This window comes from Paraburkholderia megapolitana (assembly GCF_007556815.1).
Classification (GTDB): domain Bacteria; phylum Pseudomonadota; class Gammaproteobacteria; order Burkholderiales; family Burkholderiaceae; genus Paraburkholderia; species Paraburkholderia megapolitana.
Map to the genome: position 1 here is coordinate 418250 of NZ_CP041745.1, position 25267 is coordinate 443516.

Here is a 25267-nt window from a genome sequence, read left to right on the forward strand (position 1 = left end):
TCTTTTTAGCGCTATTACGCGGGTTTTTGCGCAACCTGCGATGTTGCGCCGCACATCGGCAACGCACGCATGAACGGGCTGCGGAATTTATAATGGCCGCCGGGGTCTGAGAGCTAGCTCTGCAGCGGTTTGCCGCGGCATTACACAACTAGAGGAGGTGCGCGTGTCTTTCACGCTGCATGGAATTCCCGTGTCACGCGGTATCGCCATCGGGCGGGCTTATCTGATCGCCCCGGCTGCACTCGACGTCGACCACTACCTGATCGAACCCGCCCAGATGGAAGGCGAGATCGAGCGTTTTCGCTCGGCCCAGCAACGTGTGCATGTCGAACTCGACGCGCTGCGCGCGGATCTCGCCGCCGACGCGCCCAGCGAAATGGGTGCGTTCATCAACGTCCATTCAATGATCCTGAACGACGCGATGCTCGTGCAGGAAACCATCGATCTCGTCCGCACGCGCCGCTATAACGTCGAATGGGCGCTGACTGAGCAGCTCGAACGTCTGTCGCGTCACTTCGACGATATCGAAGACGAGTACCTGCGCGAACGCAAGGCCGACATCGAGCAGGTGGTCGAGCGGCTACTGAAAGCGCTTGCCGGCGCATCGCCGTCGCCGCTCGACGGCGTGCATGGCAGCTGCGACGAGATGATCGTCGTAGCGCACGACATCGCACCTGCCGACATGATGCAGTTCAAGACGCAGACCTTTCAGGGCTTCGTCACGGACCTGGGCGGCCGTACGTCGCATACGGCGATCGTCGCGCGCAGCCTTGGCATTCCGGCTGCGGTCGGCGTGCAGCACGCGAGTGCGCTGATTCGCCAGGACGATCTGATCATCGTCGACGGCGATCATGGCATCGTGATCGTCGATCCGGCGCCGATCGTGCTCGAAGAGTATTCGTATCGGCAGAGCGAGAAAGCGCTCGAGCAGCGCAAGCTGCAGCGCCTGAAATTTTCGCCCACGCAGACGCTGTGCGGCACGCGCATCGAACTGTGCGCGAACATCGAACTGCCCGACGACGCAATCGCGGCCGTCGAAGCCGGCGCGATGGGCGTCGGGCTGTTTCGCACCGAATTCCTCTTCATGAACACGAAGGACCGCCTGCCTGAAGAGGAAGAGCAGTTCGCCGCCTACCGCCGTGCGGTCGAGCTGATGAACGGCCTGCCGGTGACAATCCGTACGATCGATGTCGGCGCGGATAAACCGCTCGAATCGATCAGCGGTGGCGACGGGTATGAGACCGCGGCGAATCCGGCCCTGGGTCTGCGCGCAATCCGCTGGAGCCTGTCCGAGCCGCAGATGTTCCTCACGCAGCTGCGCGCGATCCTGCGGGCGTCGGCATTCGGTTCGGTGAAGATTCTGATTCCGATGCTTGCGCACGCGCAGGAAATCGACCAGACGCTCGATCTGATCCGCGAAGCCAAGCGCCAGCTCGATGACGCGGGTCTTGCCTACAATCCGAACGTGCAGGTCGGCGCGATGATCGAGATTCCGGCTGCGGCGATCGCCTTGCCGCTGTTCCTGAAGCGGCTCGATTTCCTGTCGATCGGTACCAACGATCTGATCCAGTACACGCTCGCCATCGATCGTGCGGACAACGCGGTCGCGCATCTGTACGATCCGCTGCATCCGGCGGTGCTGCATCTGATCGCGTTCACGCTGCGCGAAGCGAAGCGCGCCGGCGTACCGGTGTCGGTGTGCGGGGAAATGGCCGGCGACCCGGCGCTGACGCGTCTGCTGCTCGGCATGGGGCTGACCGAGTTCTCGATGCATCCGAGCCAGTTGCTGGTCGTCAAGCAGGAAGTGCTGCGCTCCCACCTGAAGACGCTCGAGAAGCCGGTGGCCGATGTGCTGGCCTCGTTCGAACCGGAAGAAGTGCAGGCGGCGCTGAAGCGGGTCGCGGAAATCTGAGTACGCGTTTTGCGCAAAACCTCTCGCGCGCAACCCTCAGGCGATACGATGCCGTCCGCCGCACACCGGGCAATCCGGTTGCCGCGCGATGCGCATCGTGTTCCATTCCATCCGCAGTGAGTCGAGCATCATCAGCCGGCCGGTGAGCGTCGTGCCGACCCCGGCGATCACGCGCAGGGCCTCGGCGGCCTGCATCGCACCGATGATGCCGACCGTCGGCGCAAAGACCCCCATCGTCGAACACGCCACTTCTTCGAACGGTTGATCTTCGGGGAAGATGCACGCGTAGCACGGCGATGCGTCGTCGCGGAAATCGAACGTGCTGATCTGACCATCGAAGCGCAACGCCGCGCCCGACACGAGCGGCACGCGATGCGCGACGCACGCGCGATTGATTGCGTGGCGGGTCGCGAAGTTATCCGTGCAGTCGAGCACGACAGTGGCATGCGGCACGGCTGTGTCGAGCCACGCATCGTCTGCTCGCGCCGTTACCGCGTTCACTACGACATCCGGATTCAACTGACCGATCGCATCGCGTCCTGACTCGACCTTGCTGCGTCCCACCGACGCCGTGACGTGCAGGATCTGGCGTTGCAGGTTGGTCAGATCGACGGTATCGGCGTCGACGAGCGTGAGCTGTCCGACACCCGCTGCGGCCAGATACATCGCTGCCGGCGATCCGAGCCCGCCCGCACCGACGACGATCGCGTGCGCATCGAGAAAGCGCTGCTGCGCCTCGATGCCGAGTTCGTCGACAAGGATGTGGCGGGAATAGCGGAGGAGTTGATCGTCGTTCATGGCGGGGCGCGTTGTCGTTATCGTTATTCTAGTCGCGCGGGAGAAGTGTCTTCGCAGCGTGCGCTGCGAAGACACGGCAGGCTGAAGCGTTACTTGCCTTGCGAGGCCGGCACCGGTGCCGACGCGGGCGTCGCTGCTCCCGGCGTAACCGGCAGCGCAGGCTTCACGGCGACTGGCGCAGAAGCCGACTGGGCCGGCTTGTTCTGCGCGAGCCGGCGTTCCATGGCCGACTTCGATTCCTGCACCGGCTTGCCTTCCAGCTTGTTCAGCGCCTGTTGCAGCATGAAGTCGTCGGTGGAACCGAACTCGATCGGCTTGCGATCGCGGTCCTTCTGGCGTTGCTCCGGCGTCTTCTTGTCGTTCTGCTCTTCAAGCAGACGCAACTGGTCCATGCGTTCCTGTTCGCGCTGGTCTTCTTCCTTCTTCTCGTTCGGATCCTGCGTGTTCGCAAGGTGGTTCGAGTAGTCGACTTCGCGCGTGACGAGTGCGTCGTCCGGATCGCCTTCCGCGTATTGATCGACCGCGATGTCCGGGCGGATACCCTTGTTCTGGATCGAACGACCGCTCGGCGTGTAGTAGTACGCCGTGGTGAGGCGCAGGGCGGTGTCGGCGGTCATCGGGCGGACCGTCTGCACCGAACCCTTACCGAAGGTCGTCTTGCCGACGATCAGCGCACGGTGTTGATCCTGCAGCGCACCCGCGACGATTTCGGAGGCCGACGCCGAGTAGGCGTTGGTCAGCACGATCATCGGTACGGTCTTGAAGATTGGCGGCAGATCCTTCAGCGGATCGCTGTCGAACGAAGGCAGGCGGTAGTTATCGTAGTTGTCGCGATACACCTGCTTCGAATCCGGGATCTGGCCGTTCGTCGAGACGACGACCGAATCCGGCGGCAGGAACGCACCGGCCACGCCGACCGCGCTTTGCAGCAGACCGCCACCGTTATTGCGCAGATCGAGAATCAGGCCCTTCAGGTTCGGCTGCTGGCGCGCGAGGTCCCTGAGCTTGGCGGCGAGATCAGGCGTCGTGCGTTCCTGGAAGCTCGTGATGCGGATATAGCCGTAGCCCGGCGCGGGGATCTTCATCTTCACGCTTTGCACGTTGATGATCGCGCGTGTCACCGTGAGCGGGAACGTGCGGTCGTCGGTCTTGCGGAAGATGGTCAGCGTGACCTTGGTGCCCGGGTCGCCGCGCATCTGCTTGACCGCCTGGTCGAGCGTCATGCCGCGGACCGGCTTGTCGTTGATGCGCGTGATGAGATCGCCCGGACGGATGCCGGCGCGGAACGCGGGCGTGTCCTCGATCGGCGAGATCACCTTGATCAGCCCGTCTTCCGATGAAATTTCGATGCCGAGACCCGCGAAGCGGCCCTTGGTCTGCTCCTGCAGTTCCTGGTAATCGGTCTTGTCGAGATACGACGAGTGCGGATCGAGACTCGCGACCATCCCCTTGATCGCCGCGGTAAGCAGCTTCTTGTCGTCGACCGGTTCGACGTACTCATGCTTGATCTGTCCGAATACTTCGGCGAAGAGACGGAGCTGGTCGAGCGGCAGCGGGGCAGAGGCGGCTTGCTGGGCGGAGGCGGACAGTTGCAGCGTGGCAAACACGCCGGTGGCAAGGCCCGCAGCGATCAGGCCGATGTTTTTCAGATTCTTTCGCATAGAGTGGGGCAGTCGGGAGCGCGTGGCAGCGTCAGGTAGAAAGCGACGGACAAGTATAACTGCACACCTGCCCAGGCTGTGAGCGGTGACGCAATCGCGGTTCGACAGTCGCTGTCGAGGGTGGTTCGGGCTTCGGGCGCGGTTGTGCCAAAGAAATGTGCGGTAACGGTCGGGCGGGTGGCGCGGCGGTGTACGGCGAGCCGCCGCGCCTCGCGATCAACCCGCCTTGCCCTGCTTCGCGACCGCGGCCTGCGCCTGCGCGATCGCTTCCTGGTCGCCGAGGTAGTAGTGCGTGAGCGGCTTCAGGTTCTCGTCGAGTTCATAGACGAGCGGGATCCCGTTCGGAATGTTCAGGCCGACGATATCGTTGTCCGAAATACCGTCGAGGTACTTGATCAGCGCGCGCAGCGAGTTGCCGTGCGCCGCGATCAGCACCTTGCGGCCCGACTTGACGGCCGGCGCAATCGATTCGTTCCAGATCGGCAGCACGCGTGCGACCGTGTCCTTCAGGCACTCGGTGAGCGGCAGATCGGCGTGCGGCACCTTCGTGTAGCGCGGGTCGGCGTAGGCGGTGCGCTCGTCGGACGGTTCGAGTGCGGGCGGCGGCGTGTCGTAGCTGCGGCGCCAGACCAGCACCTGCTCGTCGCCGTACTTCGCCGCGGTTTCGGCCTTGTTCAGCCCCGACAGCGCGCCGTAATGGCGCTCGTTCAGACGCCACGAATGCACGACCGGCAGATACATCAGGTCCATCTGATCCTGCACGTGCCAGAGCGTACGGATCGCGCGCTTCAGCACGGATGTGTAGGCGATATCGAACGTGTAGCCCGATTCCTTCAGCAGGACGCCGGCTTGCTGCGCCTCGCGGTTACCCTGCTCGGTCAGGTCGACGTCGACCCAGCCGGTGAAGCGGTTTTCCTTGTTCCACGTCGATTCGCCGTGGCGGATGAGAACGAGTTTGTACATGGTGCCGGTCGGTAGTAAGGAAGCGGTAAAGCGTCGGGCCGAGGTGCCGAAAGCGGACGGTCGTATCGGCGACAGGCGGTTATTTTATAATGGCTGGATTCTCCTTTTCGATTTCTCTCTTTTTCGGCGGATTTTCCGTGAAGTTTTTCACCGATTACACAAACCTTGTACTCATCGCGATCGTCCTCATTTCTGGTGGGTTGCTCCTGTGGCCGGCGCTCAGCCGCCGTGGCCGCGGCGGCGTTACCGCCGGCGAAGCCACGCAGCTGATCAACCGGCGCAACGCCGTGGTCGTCGATCTGCGTTCGGCGGCGGATTTCGCGACCGGTCATCTGCCGTCGGCACGCCATGTCGAATTTGCCGAATTGCAGGCGAAGGTTGGCCAGCTTGTGAAGAACAAGAACAATCCGGTGCTGCTGGTGTGTCAGACTGGCCAGCAGTCGAACAAGGCGGTGCGCGTCGTGCAGGATGCGGGTTACGCCGAAGTCCATGTTCTGCAGGGCGGTCTCAACGCCTGGCAGCAGGCCGGCATGCCGGTCGTGAAGCAAGGAGCTGCAAAGTGAACAAAGTGATCATGTACAGCACGCAGGTGTGTCCGTATTGCCAGATGGCCGAACGTCTTTTAAAGTCGCGCGGCGTCGAGCATGTTGAAAAAGTGCTCATCGACAAGGATCCGACCCGGCGCGAAGAAATGATGACGCGTACCGGCCGGCGTACGGTGCCGCAGGTATTCATCGGCGACACACATGTGGGCGGTTACGATGATCTTTCCGCGCTCGACCGCAAGGGCGGTCTGACGCCGCTGCTGGAAGTCGCCGCTTAAGCGTCCGGTCGACGCGGTGCCAGACGACCCGGCGGCGCGGCGCGAGAGCCGGTCCTGTCGGGCCCCGTAACGGGGCGGCGTAGCAGTACACCGAACTGGCGGACCATGGAAACATGGCCCGCCGCAACTACATTCAGGGAATCACTTAATCATGTCCGACGAGAATAACCAGCCGTTCTTCAACATCCAGCGTGTCTACTTGAAGGACATGTCGCTCGAGCAACCGAACTCGCCGGCCATCTTCCTCGAACAGGAAATGCCGTCGGTCGAGGTCGAAGTCGACGTGAAGGCCGAACGCCTCGCAGAAAGCGTGTTCGAAATCCTCGTTACCGGCACCGTGACCGCCAAGGTTTCGGACAAGGTCGCGTTCCTGATCGAAGCGAAGCAGGCTGGCATTTTCGACATCCGCAACATTCCGGCAGAACAGGTCGATCCGCTCGTCGGCATCGCTTGCCCGACCATCCTGTTCCCGTATCTGCGCTCGAACATCGCCGACGCGATCACCCGCGCAGGTTTCCCGCCCATCCATCTCGCCGAAATCAACTTCCAGGCGCTCTACGAGCAGCGTCTCGCGCAGATTGCGTCGCAGGAAAGCGCGGCGCAAAGCACCGCGAAACACTGACGCTCGCGCACGGTGCCGGGTATGAAGGTTGCCGTCCTCGGCGCCGGTGCATGGGGCACCGCACTCGCCGGCCATCTGGCCGCGCGGCACGATGCGGTGCTCTGGGCGCGCGACAGCGCGCTCGTCGCCGAACTCTCCACAGCACATGAAAACGCCCACTATCTAGCGGGCGTTGCTTTGCCGCGCGCGCTGCGCTACGAAACGCAGCTTGCCGCCGCGCTCGCGCACGGCGCCGCTGACGACGCGTTGTGTGTCGTCGCGACGCCGGTTGCGGGGCTGCGCGGACTGCTGCGCGCGATGCGCGATGCGGCGGCGGTACCGGCGCATATCGTGTGGCTGTGTAAGGGTTTCGATGCGGACACGCAGCGTTTGCCGCATCAGGTCGTGGCAGAAGAGCTTGCCGGTCATCCGAGTAACGGCGTGCTGTCGGGTCCGAGCTTCGCGCGCGAAGTGGCGCAGGGCTTGCCCGTTGCATTGACGGTGGCGAGTACGTCGGCGCAGTGTCGCGAGCGCACCGTCGCTGCGTTTCATCACGGCGCGATGCGCATCTATACCGGCGACGACGTCGTCGGCGTCGAAGTGGGCGGCGCGGTCAAGAACGTGCTGGCTATTGCCACCGGCATTGCCGACGGTCTGGGCCTCGGGCTCAATGCGCGCGCGGCGCTGATCACGCGCGGTCTGGCGGAAATGTCGCGTCTCGGCGCGACGCTCGGCGGCCGCACGGAAACGTTCACCGGTCTGACCGGGCTCGGCGATCTGATTCTCACCGCTACCGGCGATCTCTCGCGCAACCGGACAGTCGGTATGCAGCTTGCGGCGGGTCGTCCGCTCGACGCGATTCTCGGCACCCTCGGCCACGTCGCGGAAGGCGTGCGCTGCGCGCAGGCCGTGCTAGCCATCGCCAATGCGCACGGCATCGACATGCCGATCACGCAGGCGGTGTGCGCGGTACTGTTCGAAGGCGTCGCACCGCGCGATGCGGTCAGTGCGCTGTTGCGGCGCGACGCGAAGGCCGAGTAAGGAGGTCCGCGGCTTATGCGGCATGGCTGCATGACCCGGACTCTCGAATGTCATCGTGCCGCGGTAGGTTCATAACACCGTACTATCGGTGTGTATCCTTTGGCCCGATCGACACCCCTGACCGATCGGCGACAAGAACCTCCTGTTTTTCGCAATGAATCCTCCGAGTCCTCGCTTAAGAAGGCGGTATTCCGCCTGGTTGATCACACTGTTCTGCATCTTGATCGCGCTTGTTGCGGTCATCGCAATCGCCGCCTGGGCGACCTTGCGTGCAAGCCTCCCGCAGCTCGATGGAACCCATGTGGTCTCGACGCTCTCCGCGCCGGTGACGATTAATCGCGATGCGCTCGGTGTGCCGACACTACAGGGCCGCACGCGCGCTGACGTGGCCTTTGGTATTGGCTTCGTGCAGGCGCAGGATCGCTTCTTCCAGATGGACCTGCTGCGCCGTGTCGCCGCGGGCGAGATGTCCGAACTGATCGGTCCGGCCGCGCTGCCACTCGATCGCCGCAACCGGCTGCACCGCTTTCGCGAACGCGCACAGGCGCTGATTGCCGCGCTGCCTCCCGAGCAGCGGCAACTGGTCGATCAATACACGGCGGGCGTCAACGACGGGCTCAAGTCGCTGGCTTCGCGCCCGTTCGAATACTGGCTGCTGCGCACGCAGCCCGCGGCGTGGCGTCCCGAGGACACGCTGCTCACTGTCTATACGATGTACTTCGATCTGCAGGGCGACGAGGAATACCGCATCCTGTCGCGTGCCGCGTTGCGCGAGCGCATACCCGCGGATCTGTTTGCCTTCATGCTTCCCGCAACCAGCCACTGGGACGCGCCGTTCGATGTCGCTGTGCCTGCACACGACGCGCTCGTGAGCCCGCCCGCAACGCGCCCGGACTGGTTGTCCACGTCGAAACCGGCGAGCGTCGCAGCGCATGAAGCCGGTTCGGTGGAAGACGGCGCGATGATCAACCGCTCGATGATCGGCAGCAACAACTGGGCCGTCGACGGCGCGCACAGTGCGCACGGCGGCGCGCTGCTCGCTAACGACATGCACCTCGGCTTGTCGTTGCCGAACATCTGGTACCGGCTATCGATGACGTGGCCGGGACCGGATGGACAGATGCGTCATGTCACGGGCGTCAGCCTGCCCGGTGTGCCGCTCGTGATCGCCGGTAGCAACGGGCAGATCGCGTGGGGCTTCACCGATAGCTACGGCCGCTACATCGATCTGATCGAACTGCAGCGCAATCCCGCCGATCCGTTGCAATACCGCGTCGCGGACGGCAGCTGGGCGCGCTCGACTGTCTACCATGAGCGCATCGCAGTTAAAGGTGCTGCACCGGTCGACCTGCCGGTGATCGAGACGCAATGGGGACCGCAGATCGTCGTCGGCTCGCATGCTTATGCGCTGCGCTGGGTCGCGCACGATCGCGAGGCGATCAACATGAACCTGCAGCAGCTCGAAGGGACCACGAGTGTCGCGGATGCGCTGCATGTCGCGCAAATCAGCGGGATTCCTACGCAGAATTTCACCGTCGCGGATGCGCACGGCAAGATCGGCTGGACGCTTGCCGGACCCGTGCCGCACCGTGACACAGCGACCGATCTACCGAACGGACCGCTTAGCGATCTGCCGTTCGATTCGGCTACCTATCGCGGCTGGCAGGGCTATCTGGCACCGGACGCGTATCCGTCGCGAATCGATCCGCCGCTCGGGCGCCTGTGGACCGCGAACAATCGCACCTTGCCGCTCGACGAGGCGGCGCTGTATGGCGACGGCGGCACCGACCTTGGCGCACGTGCCTCGCAGATCCGCGACGATCTGCTCGCGCTGCCCCACGCGAGCGAGCGCGACCTGCTGGCGATCCAGACCGACGACCGCGCGCTGTGGATCGAAACCTGGCGCCACGTCGCCCTCGACGCCCTCGATGCCGACGCGTTGAAGGACCATCCGCAACGCGCCGCATTTCGGCAAGCGATCGAGCAGTGGAACGGCCGCGCGGACGTCGATGGGACGGGCTACCGGCTGGTGCGCGGGTTCTACTTTTCGCTCTTCGACGCGTGGTTCGGCAAGCTCGACGCGACGCTCAAGGCAACCGACCCGAAGCTTGGCTATCGCGCCGCGAGTTCGCGTCACGAGGCGGTGATGGAGGCGCTCGCGGCTCACCACGCCTGGGTGCCGGACGGCTTCGCCGACTGGCGTGCCTTCATGCTCGACCGTATCGACCATACGATCGGTCAGTTGCCGGCCGGCACGAAGGTCGAGGACGCCCGCTGGGGCGAGCGCAATCGCTCGGCGATCGCGCACCCGTTCGCGCAGATGATCCCGGCGTGGCTGCCGTGGGTACGCGACTCGCTCAGCGCGCCGCACGATGAACTGCCGGGCGACTTCTACATGCCGCGCGTGCAGTCGCCGACATTCGGCGCATCCGAGCGGATGGTCGTATCACCGGGACGCGAGCAGGATGGCATCTTCGAGATGCCGGGCGGACAGTCGGGGCATCCGATGTCGCCGTACTTTCTCGCGGGGCATGAAGCCTGGGTGCATGGCGAGGCGACGCCGTTTCTGCCGGGCAGTGCGGTTCATCGGCTGGAATTGAGGCCGTGAACTGCTGTTGATCTTCATATCAGGTGCAGGTGCATGAGCATCGCGTGCTTCAACGACGCGATGCGCACGCACCGCGTTATCTCGCCGAAGCCACGCGCCCTCACTCGCCCCCTTCGAAGCCCGCCTGACGCCACGCTTCGAACACCACGATCGCCACCGTATTCGACAGATTCAGGCTGCGGTTGCCTGGTCGCATCGGCAGGCGCACGCGCTGTTCGTTCGCAAAGCCGTCGAGCACCGCATCGGGCAGACCGCGCGTCTCCGCGCCGAACACGAACCAGTCGCCAGGCAGGAACGCATGCGCATGAAAACGCCCGGCGCCGCGTGTCGTGAACGCAAACATGCGTGCGGGGTCGGGTGTCTCGGTTGCGAGGAACGCGGACCAGTTCGCATGAACATGCATCTGCGCGTACTCGTGATAGTCGAGGCCAGCGCGACGCATTTTTGCGTCGTCGAGCGGGAAGCCTAGCGGCTCGATCAGATGCAGCCGCGCGCCGGTGTTGGCGCACAGGCGAATCACGTTGCCGGTATTGGGCGGAATTTCCGGTTCGACAAGAACGACGTTGAACATGGCGGTAGCTGGGAACAGATAGAAAGCGTTGGAGGACTAGTCTTGCGGTGTGCGTAGCGCAACGAGGCCGGTCACGCGTTGCGCACCTGCTGTCTTGAGCGCGCGCGCGAGCGCATCGAGTGTGGCGCCGCTCGTCATCACGTCGTCGACGACCGCGACGTGCAGACCGCTCACTGGCTTTGTCACGACGAATGCTGTCCCGACGTTCCGATGCCGTGCAGCGCGATCGAGTCGCGACTGCGGCGCGGTATCGAGCGTGCGAACCAGCAGCGTTGGATCGGCGGGCAGCTGCAGCGCGCGGGCGAACGGCTTCGCGATTTCCCACGCCTGGTTGTAGCCGCGCTGCACCAGCCGCCGCCGCGCGAGCGGTACCGGCACCACGAGGTCGGGCCGGGCGGTCGCTTCGAGCGCGTCGTCGGCCACGCGTGCGAGGCGCGACGCGAATTCCCGCGCGAGCATCAACCGGGCGCCAAACTTCAGACCAGTGGCGAGCGCATCGAGCGGCGGCCGATAGTCGGCCAGCGCGAACGTCGCATCGAACGACGGTGGTTCCGCGACGCAGTCGCCACACCGATAGCCGGCTGTCGCCGCATGCCGGAATCGTCCGAGCGGTACCGCGCAGACCCGGCAGCGCAGACGTGCTTCATTCCAGTAAGCGGCGTCGCAGTCGGTACAGATCACCTGCTGCGACAAATTGCCGCATAACGCGCACAGATTGGGTAGCAGCGCGTGGGCGAGGGACGGCAACGCGGTGCCCACGCGTCGCGCGATACGCGCAACCCGCAGGTTCAGCGATGGAGAAACGGATGACAAAGCCGGCAATGGCATGACTGGACCGCCCGCGAAGGCCTCCTGCGCTGAACGGATAGGAGCGAGCGAGTATACTTCGCACACTTCGCCCGTACGACTCCCATGCCCCCACAGCCTGCAAAATCCAGCCGTCCGGCCTACGATTCCCGGCGCCTGCGGCGGATTTTCGACCGCCGCGCCGCCACCTTCGACGACGTCGCCTTTCTCCCGCGCGAGATCGCCCAGCGCATGCGCGAGCGTCTCGACTACATCAAGATCAATCCGGCCAGCGTGCTCGACGCCGGCTGCGGCGCGGGCGAGGACCTGCCCGCGCTGCGCGAGCGCTTTCCCGAAGCACCGGTGTTCGGCACCGATCTGTCGCATGCGATGCTGAGCCGCGCGCTCGATCACGATGGCGGCGACACGAGCTGGCGCCGCTTCCTGCCGGCGTCGATCGGCAGGGCGCTCGGTACCCGCGGCCCGCGCTTCGCGCAGGCTGACTTCTCCGCGCTGCCGTTCGCCGCAGGCGCGTTCGAATTCGTCTGGTCCAATCTCGCGCTGCACTGGCACTCACGTCCTGATCTGGTTTTCCCTGAGTGGCAACGCGTACTCAAGGTGAATGGCCTGCTGATGTTCAGCACGCTCGGTCCCGACACACTGAAAGAATTGCGCAGTGCATACGCCCAGGTCGATGCCGCGCACGGACTCGGCGCGCGCGCGCACGTGATCGATTTCGTCGACATGCACGATCTCGGCGACATGCTGGTGGAAAGCGGCTTCGAGATTCCGGTGATGGACCAGGAAACATTGACCATCACCTATCGTTCGCCGGAGTCGCTGCTCGCCGACGTCCGTCGCTGGGGCGCCTACCCGTTCGTGCGCGATGACGCATCGCCGCAGGCCGCGCGCCGTCTGCATCGCGCGCTGCTGGCCGCGCTGGAAGCGCGCCGCGGCCCCGACGGCACGATCGCGCTCACCTTCGAAGTGATCTACGGCCACGCATGGAAAGCCGTGCCGCGCACCACGGCCGAAGGACACGGCATCGTTCGTCTCGAGGACATCGGGCGAGGCTTGGGGAAGAATCGTTGAAGCGGTAAAGAGGGCATCTGTTATGTCTGGAATTCGCGGCCAAAAAGCGCTTGCAAGACTGCGTCGAAATGGCGCAGAGGCTTGTCGCGCCTGGCTTGCGAGCCGATAGACGCTTGCTTGTGGATGCCATTGAACCCGCCTATAATGCGTCAGTTTGTCGCTCGGGGTTCCCACACTTGAGCGGCAGGCCCGCAGCGCCGAAGGGCGGTATGCCTTGCCGCTGGCGGTGCTTGCAGCAGTCGGCGCCGGTTCGCAGGAGACAGCGATGGATGCTACAGATCTGCTGACAGATTCTGAGCCGGTCCTGCGAGACTGGCTCATGAAGCGCAACTGTTCGGTATCGCCACGGCAGTTCGTGTGTTTCTATATGTCGCTTGCGGCGTTCTCGTTGTTGATTGCATTGGTACTGGTCTTGCGCGGCGCCTGGCTGGTGTTGCCGTTTACCGGTATCGATTTGCTGGCGGTTGGAGTGGCTTTTGCAATATACGCGCGCCATGCTGTCGACTACGAGCGCATCCGGCTGTTTCCCAACCGGCTCGTCGTCGAACAGGTCAGCGCCGAGCGGGTCACGCAGTTCGAATTCAATCCGCGCTGGGTGAGGATTGAGCCGGGCGCAACGCCGCGGGACCGCATCAAGCTGGTGTCGCGTGGAGAGACGATCACGATCGGGCTGCATCTGGCGCAGTATCGGCGCGCGCAGTTCGCCGCCGAGCTGCGTATGTGGCTCAGGCGTTGCTGATACGGCGAGCCGTGCCGTTGCGAGGAGGCGCGGCACAACCTTCCTGCGGGGTCGAGGGTTTGAATGGAAATTTTGGGTAAGGAAGCTATGAAAACAATCAAGCGAGCCCTCTCGGGCGTGCTGGCGTGTGGCGGATTGCTCTTCGCCGGCGCGGCCCTGGCGGTAGGCGACAGTCCCGGCGGTCCCCGCGTCAACGAGATCAATATCCAGGCGCCCGCCACGAAGATCGCCGAGGAGCTCTACGGCCTCCATACGTTCATGCTGATCCTCTGCACGGTGATCTTCATCGGCGTGTTCGGCGTGATGTTCTATTCGATCTTTGCGCACCGCAAATCGAAAGGCCACAAGGCGGCCAATTTCCACGAAAGCACCACCGTCGAAATCATCTGGACGATCGTCCCGTTCATCATCGTCGTGCTGATGGCGCTGCCCGCCACCAAGACCGTCGTCGCGATGAAGGACACGACCAACGCCGACCTCACCATCAAGGTCACGGGCTACCAGTGGAAGTGGGGTTACGACTACGTGAAGGGTCCGGGCGAAGGGATCAACTTCCTGTCCACGCTGTCCACGCCGCGTAGCGAAACGGACGGCACATCGCCGATCAGCGATACCTATCTGCAGGAAGTCGATCATCCGCTCGTCGTCCCGGTCGACAAGAAGATCCGCATCATCACCACAGCGAACGACGTCGTGCACTCGTGGTACGTCCCGGCGTTCGGCGTGAAGCAGGATGCGATTCCGGGCTTCGTGCGCGACACGTGGTTCAAGGCTGACAAGACCGGTACGTTCCGCGGTTTCTGTACTGAGCTTTGCGGCAAGGAACACGCGTTCATGCCGGTCGTCGTCGAAGTGCTGTCCGCCGACGACTACGCGAAGTGGGTCGACGATCAGAAGAAGCTGATGGCCGCCGCCGCTGACGATCCGAACAAGACCTATACGCTCGCCGAACTGCTCGATCGTGGCGGCAAGGTGTACACGGCGAACTGCGCGGTCTGCCACCAGCCGAACGGCAAGGGCGCGGGCGCGTTCCCGGCGCTCGACGGCAGCAAGATTGCCAACGGCCCGATTGCGCAGCACGTGAGCATCGTGCTGCACGGCAAGGGTGCGATGCCGGTATGGGGCAACACGCTCAACGACGTCGAGATCGCTTCGGTGATCACGTACGAACGTAACTCGTGGGGCAACCACACAGGCGACATTCTCCAGCCGAAGCAGGTCGCGGATGCCCGTAACGGCAAGATGCCCGAAGGCGGCGACCATCTCGCGAGCGCAGCAGCCGGTGCAAGCGATGCTACTGCGGCAAGCGGTGCAGCAGCGGCGAGCGGCGCGGATGCCGCGGCATCGGGGGCAACTGCAGCGCCGGCCGCGTCGGGTGCCTCGGATAGCGCAGCAGCTTCGCAAGCCGCGTTGCCCGCCAGCATCTACTTCGACATCGGCAAGAGCACGCTGCCGGCCGACGCGAAAGCGGCGATCGATGCCGCATCGGCCTACGCGAAAGCCCATCCGGATGCGAAGCTCACATTGTCGGGTTTCACCGATGCGAGCGGCTCGGCCGCGACCAATGCCGAACTCTCGAAGCATCGCGCGCAAGCCGTGCGCGATGCATTGAAAACGGCCGGTATCGCCGAAGACCACATCATCTTGAAGAAGCCGGAAACCGTCACGGGCGGTAGCGACGCGAAAGAAGCCCGGCGTGTTGAGATCAGCCCGGCCGCCTGATGCATACGCACACAGCCGCAGCAGTATTCGTTTTAGGAGATTGTCATGTCTAGCATCGGACACGATGTAGCCGCGGGTCACGAGCACGTGCACGGCGACCATGCGCACGAGTTGCCCCATGGCTGGCGCCGCTGGCTGTTCGCGACCAACCATAAGGACATCGGTACGCTGTACCTGTTGTTCTCGTTCATCATGTTCCTGTCCGGCGGCGTGATGGCGCTGCTGATCCGCTCGGAACTGTTCGAACCCGGACTGCAGATCATGCGTCCCGAGTTCTTCAACCAGTTGACCACGATGCACGGGCTGATCATGGTCTTCGGCGCGATCATGCCGGCGTTCGTCGGCTTCGCGAACTGGATGATCCCGCTGCAGATCGGCGCATCGGACATGGCCTTTGCGCGGATGAACAACTTCAGCTTCTGGCTGTTGCCGGTTGCAGCCGTCCTGCTGGTCGGTTCGTTCTTCGCACCGGGCGGCGCGACCGCTGCGGGCTGGACGCTGTATGCACCGCTCTCCACGCAGATGGGCCCGGGTATGGACTTCGCGATTTTCGCGATCCACATCATGGGTGCGTCGTCGATCATGGGTGGGATCAACATCGTCGTGACGATCCTGAACATGCGCGCACCCGGCCTCACGCTGATGAAGATGCCGATGTTCGTGTGGACCTGGCTGATCACCGCCTATCTGCTGATCGCCGTGATGCCGGTTCTGGCCGGGGCGATCACGATGGTGCTGTTCGACCGCCACTTCGGTACGTCGTTCTTCAACGCGGCAGGCGGCGGCGACCCGGTGATGTATCAGCACATCTTCTGGTTCTTCGGTCACCCCGAGGTGTACATCATGATCTTGCCGGCGTTCGGGATCGTCTCGCAGGTGATCCCGGCGTTCGCGCGCAAGCCGCTGTTCGGCTATAGCTCGATGGTGTACGCAACGGCATCGATCGCGATCCTGTCGTTCATGGTCTGGGCGCACCACATGTTCGCGACCGGCATGCCGGTGACGGGCCAGCTGTTCTTCATGTACGCGACGATGCTGATCGCTGTGCCGACGGGCGTGAAGGTGTTCAACTGGGTCGCGACGATGTGGCGTGGTTCGTTGACCTTCGAAACCCCGATGCTGTTCGCGGTCGGCTTCCTGTTCGTGTTCACGTTCGGCGGTCTGACGGGGCTGATGCTCGCGATGGCGCCGCTCGACATCCAGTATCACGGTACCTATTTCGTGGTCGCCCACTTCCACTATGTGCTGGTGGCGGGCTCGCTATTCGGCTTGTTCTCAGGGTGGTACTACTGGGCGCCGAAGTGGACCGGCTGGATGTACAACGAGACGCGCGGCAAGATCCACTTCTGGGCGTCGATGATCTTCTTCAACCTCGCGTTCCTGCCGATGCACTTCGTCGGGCTCGCCGGGATGCCGCGTCGTTACGCTGATTACCCGGCGCAGTTCACCGACTGGAACCAGGTCATCACGATTGGCGCGTTCGGCTTCGGTCTCGCACAGGTGTACTTCCTGTTCGCGGTTGCGCTGCCGGCCTATCGCGGCGGTCACGGTCTCGTAGAGGCTGGCGACAAGCCGTGGGACGGCGCGGAAGGTCTCGAGTGGACGGTGCCGAGCCCGGCCCCGTTCCATACCTTCGAGCATCCGCCGACAGTCGAGTAAGCCGTATTCCCGCGCGGCGTTCCGGTCCCGCTGTGAGTCTGACCGGAGCGCCGCGCAAACATGGCGCCGTTATCGATGAATGAAGCAGCATGAATGAAGCAACAAGGCAGTCCAGCATGAGCGGGAATCCACAAAAAGGGCGTACGCCGGAACAGATCCGTGCGAGCAACAAACGGCTGGGCTTGATACTGCTCGGTGTTGCCGCCGCTTTTTTTGTGGGTATCTTCATCAGGCAGGTGTTTTTCGCCTGACGCATTGGCGAAGTTTTCGCGTGTTGGTTTCGCAGGTAAGTTCGTTAAGGACGTTCGATGTCGACGCAGGACCCGGCCGAGGCCGATCGCTCTTTTAACCGTTCGATGCTGGTGAAGCTCGTCGTGGTTGCCGCGCTGATGTTCGGCTTCGGGTTTGCGCTGGTGCCGATGTATCGCGCGATCTGTCAGATCACCGGCATCAACAACCTCGTGCAGCGCGATGCCACCGCACGCGAAGCGAAGAACACGCAGGTGGACATGAGCCGCACGATCTCGATCGAATTCGATGCGAACGCGCGCGGTCCGTTGGGTTTCAGGCCGGAGCAGCGCAGCCTCGATGTGCACCCTGGCGAAGTGACGACGGTGATATACGAAGTCTCGAACGAGCAGGCGCGCACGATTCAGGCGCAGGCCATTCCGAGCTACGCGCCGAAGCAGGCGACCGAGTACTTCAAGAAGATCGAATGTTTTTGCTTTACGCAGCAGACGTTGACTGCGAACGAGACGAAACGGATGCCTGTGGTGTTCGTCGTCGATCCGAAATTACCGAAGGACGTGAAGACGATCACGCTGTCCTACACGTTCTTCGAATTGAATACGCCTGCGCCGGTTGTGCGCGGGACGGCGGCGAATCCCGCCTGAGCGGACGCGGAACAAAGCAAAAGCGAGGCGAGACAGATGGGAGACGACAGCGGGCGCAGCAAAAGCAGCTTCGGCCGTTCGATGAAGGCCGTGATGTGGTCGTTTCTGGGTGTGCGCAAACGGCGCGATCTCGAAGCGGACGCAACGGAGCTGAACCCGCTGCATGTCGTGCTCGCTGCGCTGATCGGCGCTGCAATCTTTATCGGTGCGCTGATTCTGATCGTGCGCGCCGTGGTGGGATGAAGCAGTTATAAGCGTGAACGGCGCAGCACCTGGGCGCCGTATAAGATACAGCCGGAGCTTCCGGAACAACTGGACTGAAGTGGAGAATCAAGCATGAGCGGTCAAAACGAGAGCCCGTACTATTTCGTACCGCACCCGTCGCGGCATCCGATCACCGCAGCCCTTGGGCTGCTGGTCATTCTCGGTTCGCTGGCGGCATGGGTGAACGGTGAAACGTGGGCGCCGCTCACCGCGCTCGCCGGTCTGCTGTGGTTGCTGTATGTGCTGTATCACTGGTTCGGCGATGCGATCTCCGAGTCCGAAGGCGGGATGTACGGCAAGCGCGTCGATCTGTCGTACCGCTGGAGCATGAGCTGGTTCATCTTCTCCGAAGTGATGTTCTTCGGCGCGTTCTTCGGCGCGCTGTTCTACGCGCGCCAGATCGCGCTGCATGAACTCGGCAGCCTCGACTACAAGTTGATCTGGCCGGACTTCTCGGCGGTGTGGCCGAACAACGGGCCCGCTGCGCTCGTGTCGAGCTTCAAGTCGATGACACCGTGGCCGGTACCGACGATCAACACGGCGCTGCTGCTGTCATCGGGTGCGACGCTGACGGTCTCGCACCATGCGCTGCGCGAAAATCATCGCAACAAGGCGATCGTGTGGCTGGCGGCGACCATCCTGCTCGGCGTCTGCTTCCTGTTCCTGCAGGGCTTCGAATACTTCCACGCGTATAACGAGCTGAACCTGACGCTCGCATCGGGTGTGTATGGTTCGACGTTCTTCCTGCTCACCGGTTTTCACGGTTTCCACGTGTTCCTCGGCGGTACGATGCTCACGGTCGTGCTGGTGCGGTTGATCCGCGGGCACTTCACGGCGGATCATCACTTCGCATTCGAAGGCGCCGCGTGGTACTGGCACTTTGTGGACGTCGTGTGGCTCGGGCTGTACGTCGTCGTCTACTGGCTGTAACGTTGGCCCGGCCGCGCGCATGCAGTGGCCGGCGCGCGCTGCAGTACGTTGCGCCGCGGCGGTAAAAGCTGCTGAGCGCAGTACAAGGATGCAGGAATGACTCATCGCCGCCCTCGACCGTGTCAGGGCGGCGTTTTGTTTGATGGGGCGATAGTGTGCGCGGCGAGCGCGTTGCCTGTTACGTGAAGGGCCGCGTAAGGCGCGACATGCTGTCGCAGGTGTGGGTCTTTAACGCAGCGTAGAGTCGCGTAGCGCGACGTATCGGCGTTGCGCTGCACTGCGAGCGATGCGAACAGCCCTAGCGGCCGATCGGAATGCCGGTGGACTGAATCCAGCCCATCCAGTGCGCGAACAGGATGAACAGGAACAGCGAGATCGACAGGCCCACACGGGTCGCCAGCGACCAGACCATACGCTTCGTCTGACCGCGGTCGTGCATCATGAAGTAGAGCGCCGAGGCCATGCTGGCAATGATCAGGGCAAAGGCGATAGGAACGAGTATGTGCATGAAACCCACTATGAATCGAGAGCGCCGGAGCGACGTGCTTATTATCGCACCGCGCATTGTCCGCCGTATGCAGGCAGGGCGCGTAAGGCACGTGACGCACGTAGGGCAGGCCCGATGAAGATCCGCTGGCTCCCGGCCCTGCTGATTCTCGTGGTCGTCGCGCTGACAGTGCGGCTCGGCTTCTGGCAGCGCGATCGCGCGCATCAGAAGGAAGCGCTGCAGGCGCACATCGAGCAGTTCGAACATGCGCCGGCGCAGACGATCGGTGGCGCACCGGTCGCGCTGAAGGACATCGAGTTTCATCGGGTGCGCGCGCTTGGGCAGTTCGTGCCGGAACGGGTCGTCTACCTCGATAATCGGCCGTATAACGATCAGGCGGGCTTCTATGTCGTGATGCCCTTTAAACTCGCGGGCGGCGGCTACGTGCTCGTCAATCGCGGCTGGTTGCCTCGCAATGCTAGCGAGCGCACGGCAATCGAGCCGTACGACACGCCGAAGGGCGAGATCGAGATCGAAGGCATTGCGCGTGCCGATGCGAGCAAGGCGTTCGAGTTGGGGCAAGGCGGATCGGCCGCGCATCAGGTGATTCGGCAGAATCTCGACGTCGCGGCGTATGCGGCGGAAACAGGTCTGCCGCTGCAGCCGTTCGTGATCCAGCAGGTGAGCGACGACGGCGACCGGCTCGTGCGCGACTGGCCCGCGCCGACCACCGGGGTCGAGCGCAACTACGGCTACATGCTGCAGTGGTGGGGCATGGCGATCGCGGCGCTTGTGTTTGGTTTGTACGCGGCGCGGCGCGCGGCGAAGAAAGAGCAGTTGTCCGGTGCGTGACGCGCCGGATCATTATTGAAAGAGGACAGCAGTGTCGATACAAACTTCCCGTTCGCCGCAGTCCGGCAAACCTGCGGCAAACGCCGCGCAACGCAGCAAGCCGGCAGGCTCATGGCGGCGCGGTCGCTGGATGCTGCTGCTGCTCGCCGTGATATGCGCGGCGCCTGTCGTCGCGTCCTATTTCACCTACTACGTGATCAAACCGACTGGCGGCACGACCAGCTACGGCACACTGATCGACCCGCAACGGCCGATTCCGGAGTCGCTCGTGGTGACCGGCGAGGACGGCAAGCCGATCAAGCTCGCTTCGATGCATGGCCGCTGGCTGATGATCGCCGTCGACAGCAGCGATTGCGACAAGGCGTGCGTGACGAAGCTCTTTTTCATGCGGCAGATTCGCGTCGCGCAGGGCGGCGAACGCGAACGCGTGGTCAGCGTCTGGCTGCGCACCGATGCGAAGCCGGTGCCCGACGTGATCCAGAAGGCGTATCCGGAGACCGGCATGCTGGTAGCCGATCCGGCGGCGATCGCCGCATGGCTGCCGGTTGATGCCGGCACGAAGCTGACCGATCACATCTACGTGGTCGATCCGAACGGCAATCTGATGATGCGTTTCCCGAAAGATCCGAACCCGAGCAAGATCAAGGGCGACATTACGAAGCTGCTGAAGTGGTCGAGCATCGGTTGATGTACGCATGTAGCAAGTGCGAAGCGCGCGACAGGTGTGACGTATTGCGAGAAGGGTAGACAGATGTTCGTACTGCAACTGGGCTTGATCGGCGTGTGCATCGCGCTGTTGCCGCTGTCGTATGTGTGGGTCAAGGCCGACGACAACAAATTCCGCAAGCTCGTGTGGGTCACGACGTTCCTGACGCTCGACCTCGTGATGTTCGGCGGCTTCACGCGGCTGACCGACTCCGGGCTCGGCTGCCCCGATTGGCCAGGCTGCTACGGCACGTCGTCGCCGTTCATCGCGCATGCGGCGATCACGGCTGCGCACACGGCGCTGCCAACGGGTCCCGTCAGCATGAGCAAGGCGTGGATCGAGATGATTCACCGCTACTTCGCGATGGCGATCGGTGTGCTGATCATCGCGCAGACGCTGATCGCGTGGAGTGCGCGGCTGCGTCGCCGGCCTTTGCACGTATCGCCGTGGTGGCCGACGTCGCTGCTGCTGCTGATTCTCGTGCAGGGCGCGTTCGGCGCGTGGACCGTCACGATGAAGCTGCAGCCGGTGATCGTCACAACACACTTACTGCTCGGGCTCGCACTTCTGGGCGGACTCGGATGGCTTGCCGCACGGATGACACCATTGCCCGTCTATGAGCCGGAAATCTCACGCTGGCGCGCTGCGGCGCTCGCCGGGCTGGTGCTGCTGATCGTGCAGATCGCACTCGGTGGTTGGGTCAGCACGAATTACGCAGTGCTCGCCTGCACCGATTTCCCGACCTGCAACGGCCAGTGGCTCCCGTCGATGGACTTCGGCCACGGCTTTCATTTGTGGCGCGCACTCGGCATGACCGGCGATGGCGATGTGATCACCCAGGACGCACTCGTCGCGATCCACTGGACGCATCGCACCTTCGCCATCGTCGTCATCGCGTATCTGGTCTGGCTCGCGTTGAAGCTGCGCCGCTTCGACTCGTTACGGCGCCCCGCGAACGGTGTATTGCTCGTGGTTGCCGTGCAATTCGCCACCGGTCTGTCGAATATCGTGCTTCAATGGCCGCTACCGATCGCAGTCGCGCACAACGGCGGTGCCGCAATCCTGTTGCTGCTACTCGTTATGCTAAACTTTCGAACCGCTTATAGCCGTCCCGGCCGCGCCGTGTTGCCCGCGCGCGATGCCGCGCCAGCGTGACCCACATGGACAGCACAACTCTCCCCCATTCGCCCGGTAGCCGGATCGCCCAGTACATCGCGCTGACCAAGCCGCGTGTCACGCAGCTTGCTGTGTTCTGCGCGGTGATCGGTATGTTCCTCGCGACACCAGGCATGGTGCCGTGGACCGTGCTGATCGGCGGTACGGTCGGTATCTGGCTGCTGGCGGGCGCGGCGTTCGCGATCAACTGTCTCGTCGAACAGAAGATCGACGCGATGATGCGTCGTACCGCATGGCGGCCATCCGCACGCGGCGAAATCACCCCGGTGCAGATTCTTACGTTTTCCGCAGTGCTCGGCGGTGCGGGCATGTGGACGCTCTACACCTTCACCAATCCGCTCACGATGTGGCTCACGCTCGCCACCTTCGTCGGCTATGCGGTCATCTATACGCTGCTGCTCAAACCGGCTACGCCGCAGAACATCGTGATCGGCGGTGCGTCGGGCGCAATGCCGCCGGCGCTCGGTTGGGCCGCGGTGACCGGCGCGGTGCCGGGCGATGCGTGGATTCTCGTGCTGATCATCTTCGTGTGGACGCCGCCGCATTTCTGGGCGCTCGCGCTCTATCGCCGCAAAGACTACGAAAACGCCGGTCTGCCGATGCTGCCGAACACGCACGGCGAGAAGTACACGCGGCTCCATATCCTGCTGTACACGGTGATCCTGTTTGCCGTCACGCTGATGCCGTTCGTCTCCGGAATGAGCGGCATCGTGTATCTCGTCTCGGCCGTGCTGCTCGGCGCCGTGTTCCTCGCTTACGCGTGGAAGATCTATCGCGAGTATTCGGACGCGCTCGCGCGCAAGACCTTCCGCTATTCGATCGTGTACCTGTCGCTGCTGTTCGCCGCGCTGCTGATCGACCACTATGCGCGCGTCCTGATCGGCGCGTAACACCATGCTTACTTCCCGGCTTGCGCGCGCGTCGCGCGTCGCCCTGATCGCCTGTGTACTCGGCGGTGCGGCGCTCGTTTCTGGTTGCAACAAGGAACCGGCGTTCGAGAATCTCGACCTCACCGGCAATACGCAGTTCGGTAGCGATTTCGCGTTGCCCGACACGGGCGGCAAGACTCGCACGCTCGCCGACTACAAGGGCAAAGCCGTCGTGCTGTTCTTCGGCTATACGCATTGCCCCGATGTATGTCCGACGACGATGGCCGAACTGTCGCAGGCGCTACAGCAACTCGGCCCTGACGAGGCAAAACGTGTCCAGGTGCTGTTCGTCACCGTCGATCCGCAACGCGACACCGCCGCTTTGCTCGGGCAATACGTGAGCGCATTCAATCCGACGTTCGTGGGTCTGCGTCCGACGGACGATGCGCAACTCGTCAAGGTGACCAAGGACTTCCGCGTGTACTACGCGAAGGTGCCGGGCAAGACACCCGACAGCTACACGATGGATCACACGGCTGCGAGCTATGTCTTCGATCCGGAGGGCAAGCTGCGTCTCTTTGTTCGCGACGGCCAGGGCGCTGCGCCGTGGGTGCACGATCTCAAGTTGCTGCTGGGTTGATCGATCGCTGAGCTGATGGCGAGGTCTACGCCGGTAGCGGTAGATTCAATCCTGCCGCAAGCCGTGTCGCCTTGAACTCCGTCACGTCGTAACGCGCGAGTTGTTGTTGTGCGAACGGATCGGTCGCGAGAATCTCGTCGAGCTTGTCGCGCTCGATTCCTGCTGCAACGATAACGCCGCCGTTGCGCGGCACCTTCGGCCCCGCAGCGATGAAAACCCCTGCTTCGAAGTGCTGAGCGAGAAACGCGCGGTGAGCTTCGAGCGCATCGTCGACACGTTCGAGCGGTACGGTGTAGGTAATTTCAATAACGTACATGGTGTTCCTCGCGATAAAGAAGAAAGCGGGCGAGCGGGCAAATCCGCAGACGCACATTATCGTTCAGCGCCCTTGCCGTTGCTTGTATCCACGCACCGAGCAGATACCGCCGGCGCCGAAGCTGGCAAACCCACGCCGGCCATAGCGCATACCCATATACGATCGCGATATTTCACTTCCCGCGACGCGTATGAGACCATTTGCGGTCAAGTTGGCGACGGGACAGCGCCGCCAGCTTTCACCCGAATCCGACATCGAGCGGAAAAAGCGAGAAAGACATGCAGCGCAGAAATATCCTCAAAGCCCTCTCGGCAGTGGTCGCAGTTGCGGCCGTTATTACCAGCGCCGGCGCGCACGCCGACGATAAAGTCATCAAGGTCGGCACGATCAGCGGACCCGACGCGCAGATCTGGGCAGTAGTCCAGAAGGTCGCGAAGCGCGAAGGGCTGAACGTGAAGGTCATCGAGTTCAACGACTACGTTCAACCGAACGCCGCACTCGACGCCGGCGATCTCGACGCGAACAGCTTCCAGCATCAGCCGTACCTCGACAGCCAGGTGAAGCAGCGCGGCTACAAGATCGTCAACGCGGGTTTGACGTACATTTCGCCGCTCGGCATCTATTCGAAGAAACTGAAGTCGCTGAAGGACTTGCCGCAGGGCGCGAAGGTCGCGGTGCCGAACGATCCGTCGAATGAGAACCGCGCAATGCTGTTATTGCAGGCGCAGGGCGTGATCAAGCTGAAGGCGGGCGCAGGTACGAGCGGCAGCAGCGCGACACCGCTCGACATCGCGGAGAATCCGAAGAAAGTGAAACTGATCGAACTCGATGCGGCGCAACTGCCGCGCTCGCTGGCGGACGTCGACGTCGCTGCGATCAACACCAACTACGCGCTTGCCGCCAACCTGCAGCCGACCAAAGATGCGATCGCACTTGAAGACGTGCACAGCCCGTACGCGAACCTGATCGCCGTGCGCACGCAGGACAAGGACAAGCCGTGGGTGAAGAAGCTGGTGGCCGCATATCAATCGGAAGATGTGCGCCAGTTCATCAAGACGGAGTTCAAGGGTTCGGTGGTGCCGTCGTTCTAATGTGCGACGCCTGACGCTACCGGCAGCGATGAATGCGAGGCGCCACGGGAAACCGTGGCGCCTTTTT

At 63.2% G+C, this 25267-nt stretch carries 27 protein-coding genes; 20 read left to right on the plus strand and 7 right to left on the minus strand.

The features are described 5' to 3' along the window. Positions 1-163 precede the first annotated feature (163 nt). Complete coding sequence (ptsP, locus tag FNZ07_RS15245; RefSeq protein ID WP_091009487.1) at positions 164-1912, plus strand: phosphoenolpyruvate--protein phosphotransferase; 1749 nt, start codon at positions 164-166, stop codon at positions 1910-1912. A gap of 36 nt (positions 1913-1948) precedes the next feature. On the opposite strand, the gene FNZ07_RS15250 is transcribed toward ptsP, so the two are convergent. The 3 genes from FNZ07_RS15250 to gpmA form a co-directional block, all read right to left on the minus strand. After that, positions 1949-2710 carry a HesA/MoeB/ThiF family protein gene (locus FNZ07_RS15250; protein WP_091009490.1) on the minus strand — a complete coding sequence of 254 codons (762 nt, stop codon included), beginning with the start codon at positions 2708-2710 and terminating at the stop codon, positions 1949-1951. An 89-nt stretch (positions 2711-2799) separates the two neighbouring features. Next, positions 2800-4371, minus strand: a complete 1572-nt coding sequence (locus FNZ07_RS15255) for a S41 family peptidase (RefSeq protein ID WP_091009493.1) — start codon at positions 4369-4371, stop codon at positions 2800-2802. Between the two features lie 216 nt (positions 4372-4587). Next, positions 4588-5334, minus strand: a complete 747-nt coding sequence (gene gpmA / locus FNZ07_RS15260; protein ID WP_091009496.1) for a 2,3-diphosphoglycerate-dependent phosphoglycerate mutase — start codon at positions 5332-5334, stop codon at positions 4588-4590. A gap of 137 nt (positions 5335-5471) precedes the next feature. Here gpmA and FNZ07_RS15265 point away from each other — a divergent pair, with 137 nt between their 5' ends. From FNZ07_RS15265 to FNZ07_RS15285, 5 genes are all read left to right on the plus strand, one after another. Next, a complete protein-coding gene (locus FNZ07_RS15265) occupies positions 5472-5897 on the plus strand; it encodes a rhodanese-like domain-containing protein (protein ID WP_091010882.1) in 426 nt (141 codons plus the stop codon). Next, on the plus strand, positions 5894-6157 hold the full coding sequence (gene grxC / locus FNZ07_RS15270; RefSeq protein ID WP_091009499.1) for a glutaredoxin 3: 264 nt from the start codon (positions 5894-5896) through the stop codon (positions 6155-6157). Before FNZ07_RS15265 ends, grxC begins: the two co-directional genes overlap by 4 nt. A gap of 151 nt (positions 6158-6308) precedes the next feature. Then, entirely contained in the window at positions 6309-6779 is a 471-nt protein-coding gene (gene secB / locus FNZ07_RS15275) for a protein-export chaperone SecB (protein WP_091009504.1), read from the plus strand. Between the two features lie 21 nt (positions 6780-6800). Beyond that, positions 6801-7799: an NAD(P)H-dependent glycerol-3-phosphate dehydrogenase gene (locus FNZ07_RS15280; RefSeq protein ID WP_091009510.1), complete on the plus strand. Its 999-nt coding sequence runs from the start codon at positions 6801-6803 to the stop codon at positions 7797-7799. 154 nt (positions 7800-7953) lie between these two features. Then, positions 7954-10407, plus strand: a complete 2454-nt coding sequence (locus FNZ07_RS15285) for a penicillin acylase family protein (protein WP_091009513.1) — start codon at positions 7954-7956, stop codon at positions 10405-10407. Between the two features lie 100 nt (positions 10408-10507). Here the strand turns inward: FNZ07_RS15285 and trmL are convergent, their stop codons facing one another. Further along, a complete protein-coding gene (gene trmL, locus FNZ07_RS15290; RefSeq protein ID WP_091009516.1) occupies positions 10508-10978 on the minus strand; it encodes a tRNA (uridine(34)/cytosine(34)/5-carboxymethylaminomethyluridine(34)-2'-O)-methyltransferase TrmL in 471 nt (156 codons plus the stop codon). A gap of 36 nt (positions 10979-11014) precedes the next feature. Then, positions 11015-11806, minus strand: coding sequence for a ComF family protein (locus tag FNZ07_RS15295; protein WP_091009519.1), 792 nt, complete (start codon positions 11804-11806; stop codon positions 11015-11017). 84 nt (positions 11807-11890) lie between these two features. On the opposite strand from FNZ07_RS15295, the gene FNZ07_RS15300 reads away from it, so the two are divergent. The 8 genes from FNZ07_RS15300 to FNZ07_RS15330 all read left to right on the plus strand — a co-directional run bounded on the left by FNZ07_RS15300 (position 11891) and on the right by FNZ07_RS15330 (position 19063). Beyond that, positions 11891-12856 carry a methyltransferase domain-containing protein gene (locus FNZ07_RS15300; RefSeq protein WP_091009521.1) on the plus strand — a complete coding sequence of 322 codons (966 nt, stop codon included), beginning with the start codon at positions 11891-11893 and terminating at the stop codon, positions 12854-12856. Positions 12857-13121: 265 nt separating this feature from the next. Continuing rightward, positions 13122-13595, plus strand: coding sequence for a DUF2244 domain-containing protein (locus tag FNZ07_RS15305; protein WP_170275778.1), 474 nt, complete (start codon positions 13122-13124; stop codon positions 13593-13595). 63 nt (positions 13596-13658) lie between these two features. Continuing rightward, positions 13659-15317: a cytochrome c oxidase subunit II gene (gene coxB, locus FNZ07_RS15310; RefSeq protein WP_091009525.1), complete on the plus strand. Its 1659-nt coding sequence runs from the start codon at positions 13659-13661 to the stop codon at positions 15315-15317. Positions 15318-15362: 45 nt separating this feature from the next. Continuing rightward, the gene (gene ctaD, locus FNZ07_RS15315) at positions 15363-16976 is read left to right on the plus strand and encodes a cytochrome c oxidase subunit I (RefSeq protein WP_091009528.1); all 1614 of its coding nucleotides are present in this window, start codon (positions 15363-15365) and stop codon (positions 16974-16976) included. 116 nt (positions 16977-17092) lie between these two features. Further along, positions 17093-17227 (plus strand): cytochrome oxidase small assembly protein, encoded by a 135-nt coding sequence (locus tag FNZ07_RS33655; RefSeq protein WP_091009532.1) that lies wholly within the window; start codon positions 17093-17095, stop codon positions 17225-17227. Between the two features lie 57 nt (positions 17228-17284). Next, complete coding sequence (locus tag FNZ07_RS15320) at positions 17285-17869, plus strand: cytochrome c oxidase assembly protein (RefSeq protein ID WP_091009535.1); 585 nt, start codon at positions 17285-17287, stop codon at positions 17867-17869. Positions 17870-17905: 36 nt separating this feature from the next. Beyond that, a complete protein-coding gene (locus FNZ07_RS15325) occupies positions 17906-18112 on the plus strand; it encodes a DUF2970 domain-containing protein (protein ID WP_091009540.1) in 207 nt (68 codons plus the stop codon). A 93-nt stretch (positions 18113-18205) separates the two neighbouring features. Then, complete coding sequence (locus tag FNZ07_RS15330; protein WP_091009544.1) at positions 18206-19063, plus strand: cytochrome c oxidase subunit 3; 858 nt, start codon at positions 18206-18208, stop codon at positions 19061-19063. Positions 19064-19361: 298 nt separating this feature from the next. Here the strand turns inward: FNZ07_RS15330 and FNZ07_RS15335 are convergent, their stop codons facing one another. Further along, a complete protein-coding gene (locus tag FNZ07_RS15335; RefSeq protein WP_091010884.1) occupies positions 19362-19571 on the minus strand; it encodes a twin transmembrane helix small protein in 210 nt (69 codons plus the stop codon). Positions 19572-19685: 114 nt separating this feature from the next. On the opposite strand from FNZ07_RS15335, the gene FNZ07_RS15340 reads away from it, so the two are divergent. The 5 genes from FNZ07_RS15340 to FNZ07_RS15360 all read left to right on the plus strand — a co-directional run bounded on the left by FNZ07_RS15340 (position 19686) and on the right by FNZ07_RS15360 (position 23793). Then, entirely contained in the window at positions 19686-20402 is a 717-nt protein-coding gene (locus FNZ07_RS15340; protein WP_091009547.1) for an SURF1 family protein, read from the plus strand. A gap of 31 nt (positions 20403-20433) precedes the next feature. Beyond that, the gene (locus FNZ07_RS15345; protein ID WP_091009551.1) at positions 20434-21090 is read left to right on the plus strand and encodes an SCO family protein; all 657 of its coding nucleotides are present in this window, start codon (positions 20434-20436) and stop codon (positions 21088-21090) included. Positions 21091-21153: 63 nt separating this feature from the next. Continuing rightward, positions 21154-22263 carry a COX15/CtaA family protein gene (locus FNZ07_RS15350; RefSeq protein WP_091009554.1) on the plus strand — a complete coding sequence of 370 codons (1110 nt, stop codon included), beginning with the start codon at positions 21154-21156 and terminating at the stop codon, positions 22261-22263. Between the two features lie 5 nt (positions 22264-22268). Beyond that, positions 22269-23174 (plus strand): heme o synthase, encoded by a 906-nt coding sequence (gene cyoE, locus FNZ07_RS15355; protein ID WP_091009557.1) that lies wholly within the window; start codon positions 22269-22271, stop codon positions 23172-23174. A 4-nt stretch (positions 23175-23178) separates the two neighbouring features. Further along, a complete protein-coding gene (locus tag FNZ07_RS15360; RefSeq protein ID WP_091009560.1) occupies positions 23179-23793 on the plus strand; it encodes an SCO family protein in 615 nt (204 codons plus the stop codon). A gap of 25 nt (positions 23794-23818) precedes the next feature. Here the strand turns inward: FNZ07_RS15360 and FNZ07_RS15365 are convergent, their stop codons facing one another. After that, positions 23819-24109: a YciI family protein gene (locus tag FNZ07_RS15365; protein WP_091009563.1), complete on the minus strand. Its 291-nt coding sequence runs from the start codon at positions 24107-24109 to the stop codon at positions 23819-23821. Positions 24110-24387: 278 nt separating this feature from the next. Between FNZ07_RS15365 and FNZ07_RS15370 the strand changes: the two genes are divergently transcribed. After that, entirely contained in the window at positions 24388-25200 is an 813-nt protein-coding gene (locus FNZ07_RS15370; RefSeq protein WP_091009566.1) for a MetQ/NlpA family ABC transporter substrate-binding protein, read from the plus strand. Positions 25201-25267: the final 67 nt, after the last annotated feature.

Excerpts from the sequence above, each read along its gene's own strand:
- FNZ07_RS33655 (WP_091009532.1), top strand. The coding sequence starts at position 17,093 with ATGAGCGGGAATCCACAAAAAGGGCGTACGCCGGAACAGATCCGTGCG.
- FNZ07_RS15255 (WP_091009493.1), bottom strand. The coding sequence starts at position 4,371 with ATGCGAAAGAATCTGAAAAACATCGGCCTGATCGCTGCGGGCCTTGCC.
- FNZ07_RS15250 (WP_091009490.1), bottom strand. The coding sequence starts at position 2,710 with ATGAACGACGATCAACTCCTCCGCTATTCCCGCCACATCCTTGTCGAC.
- FNZ07_RS15285 (WP_091009513.1), top strand. The coding sequence starts at position 7,954 with ATGAATCCTCCGAGTCCTCGCTTAAGAAGGCGGTATTCCGCCTGGTTG.
- FNZ07_RS15335 (WP_091010884.1), bottom strand. The coding sequence starts at position 19,571 with ATGCACATACTCGTTCCTATCGCCTTTGCCCTGATCATTGCCAGCATG.
- FNZ07_RS15320 (WP_091009535.1), top strand. The coding sequence starts at position 17,285 with ATGTCGACGCAGGACCCGGCCGAGGCCGATCGCTCTTTTAACCGTTCG.
- FNZ07_RS15340 (WP_091009547.1), top strand. The coding sequence starts at position 19,686 with ATGAAGATCCGCTGGCTCCCGGCCCTGCTGATTCTCGTGGTCGTCGCG.
- FNZ07_RS15325 (WP_091009540.1), top strand. The coding sequence starts at position 17,906 with ATGGGAGACGACAGCGGGCGCAGCAAAAGCAGCTTCGGCCGTTCGATG.
- FNZ07_RS15280 (WP_091009510.1), top strand. The coding sequence starts at position 6,801 with ATGAAGGTTGCCGTCCTCGGCGCCGGTGCATGGGGCACCGCACTCGCC.
- FNZ07_RS15330 (WP_091009544.1), top strand. The coding sequence starts at position 18,206 with ATGAGCGGTCAAAACGAGAGCCCGTACTATTTCGTACCGCACCCGTCG.
- cyoE (WP_091009557.1), top strand. The coding sequence starts at position 22,269 with ATGGACAGCACAACTCTCCCCCATTCGCCCGGTAGCCGGATCGCCCAG.
- FNZ07_RS15305 (WP_170275778.1), top strand. The coding sequence starts at position 13,122 with ATGGATGCTACAGATCTGCTGACAGATTCTGAGCCGGTCCTGCGAGAC.
- ctaD (WP_091009528.1), top strand. The coding sequence starts at position 15,363 with ATGTCTAGCATCGGACACGATGTAGCCGCGGGTCACGAGCACGTGCAC.
- trmL (WP_091009516.1), bottom strand. The coding sequence starts at position 10,978 with ATGTTCAACGTCGTTCTTGTCGAACCGGAAATTCCGCCCAATACCGGC.
- FNZ07_RS15295 (WP_091009519.1), bottom strand. The coding sequence starts at position 11,806 with ATGCCATTGCCGGCTTTGTCATCCGTTTCTCCATCGCTGAACCTGCGG.
- secB (WP_091009504.1), top strand. The coding sequence starts at position 6,309 with ATGTCCGACGAGAATAACCAGCCGTTCTTCAACATCCAGCGTGTCTAC.
- gpmA (WP_091009496.1), bottom strand. The coding sequence starts at position 5,334 with ATGTACAAACTCGTTCTCATCCGCCACGGCGAATCGACGTGGAACAAG.
- FNZ07_RS15360 (WP_091009560.1), top strand. The coding sequence starts at position 23,179 with ATGCTTACTTCCCGGCTTGCGCGCGCGTCGCGCGTCGCCCTGATCGCC.
- FNZ07_RS15365 (WP_091009563.1), bottom strand. The coding sequence starts at position 24,109 with ATGTACGTTATTGAAATTACCTACACCGTACCGCTCGAACGTGTCGAC.
- FNZ07_RS15300 (WP_091009521.1), top strand. The coding sequence starts at position 11,891 with ATGCCCCCACAGCCTGCAAAATCCAGCCGTCCGGCCTACGATTCCCGG.
- FNZ07_RS15370 (WP_091009566.1), top strand. The coding sequence starts at position 24,388 with ATGCAGCGCAGAAATATCCTCAAAGCCCTCTCGGCAGTGGTCGCAGTT.
- FNZ07_RS15350 (WP_091009554.1), top strand. The coding sequence starts at position 21,154 with ATGTTCGTACTGCAACTGGGCTTGATCGGCGTGTGCATCGCGCTGTTG.
- coxB (WP_091009525.1), top strand. The coding sequence starts at position 13,659 with ATGGAAATTTTGGGTAAGGAAGCTATGAAAACAATCAAGCGAGCCCTC.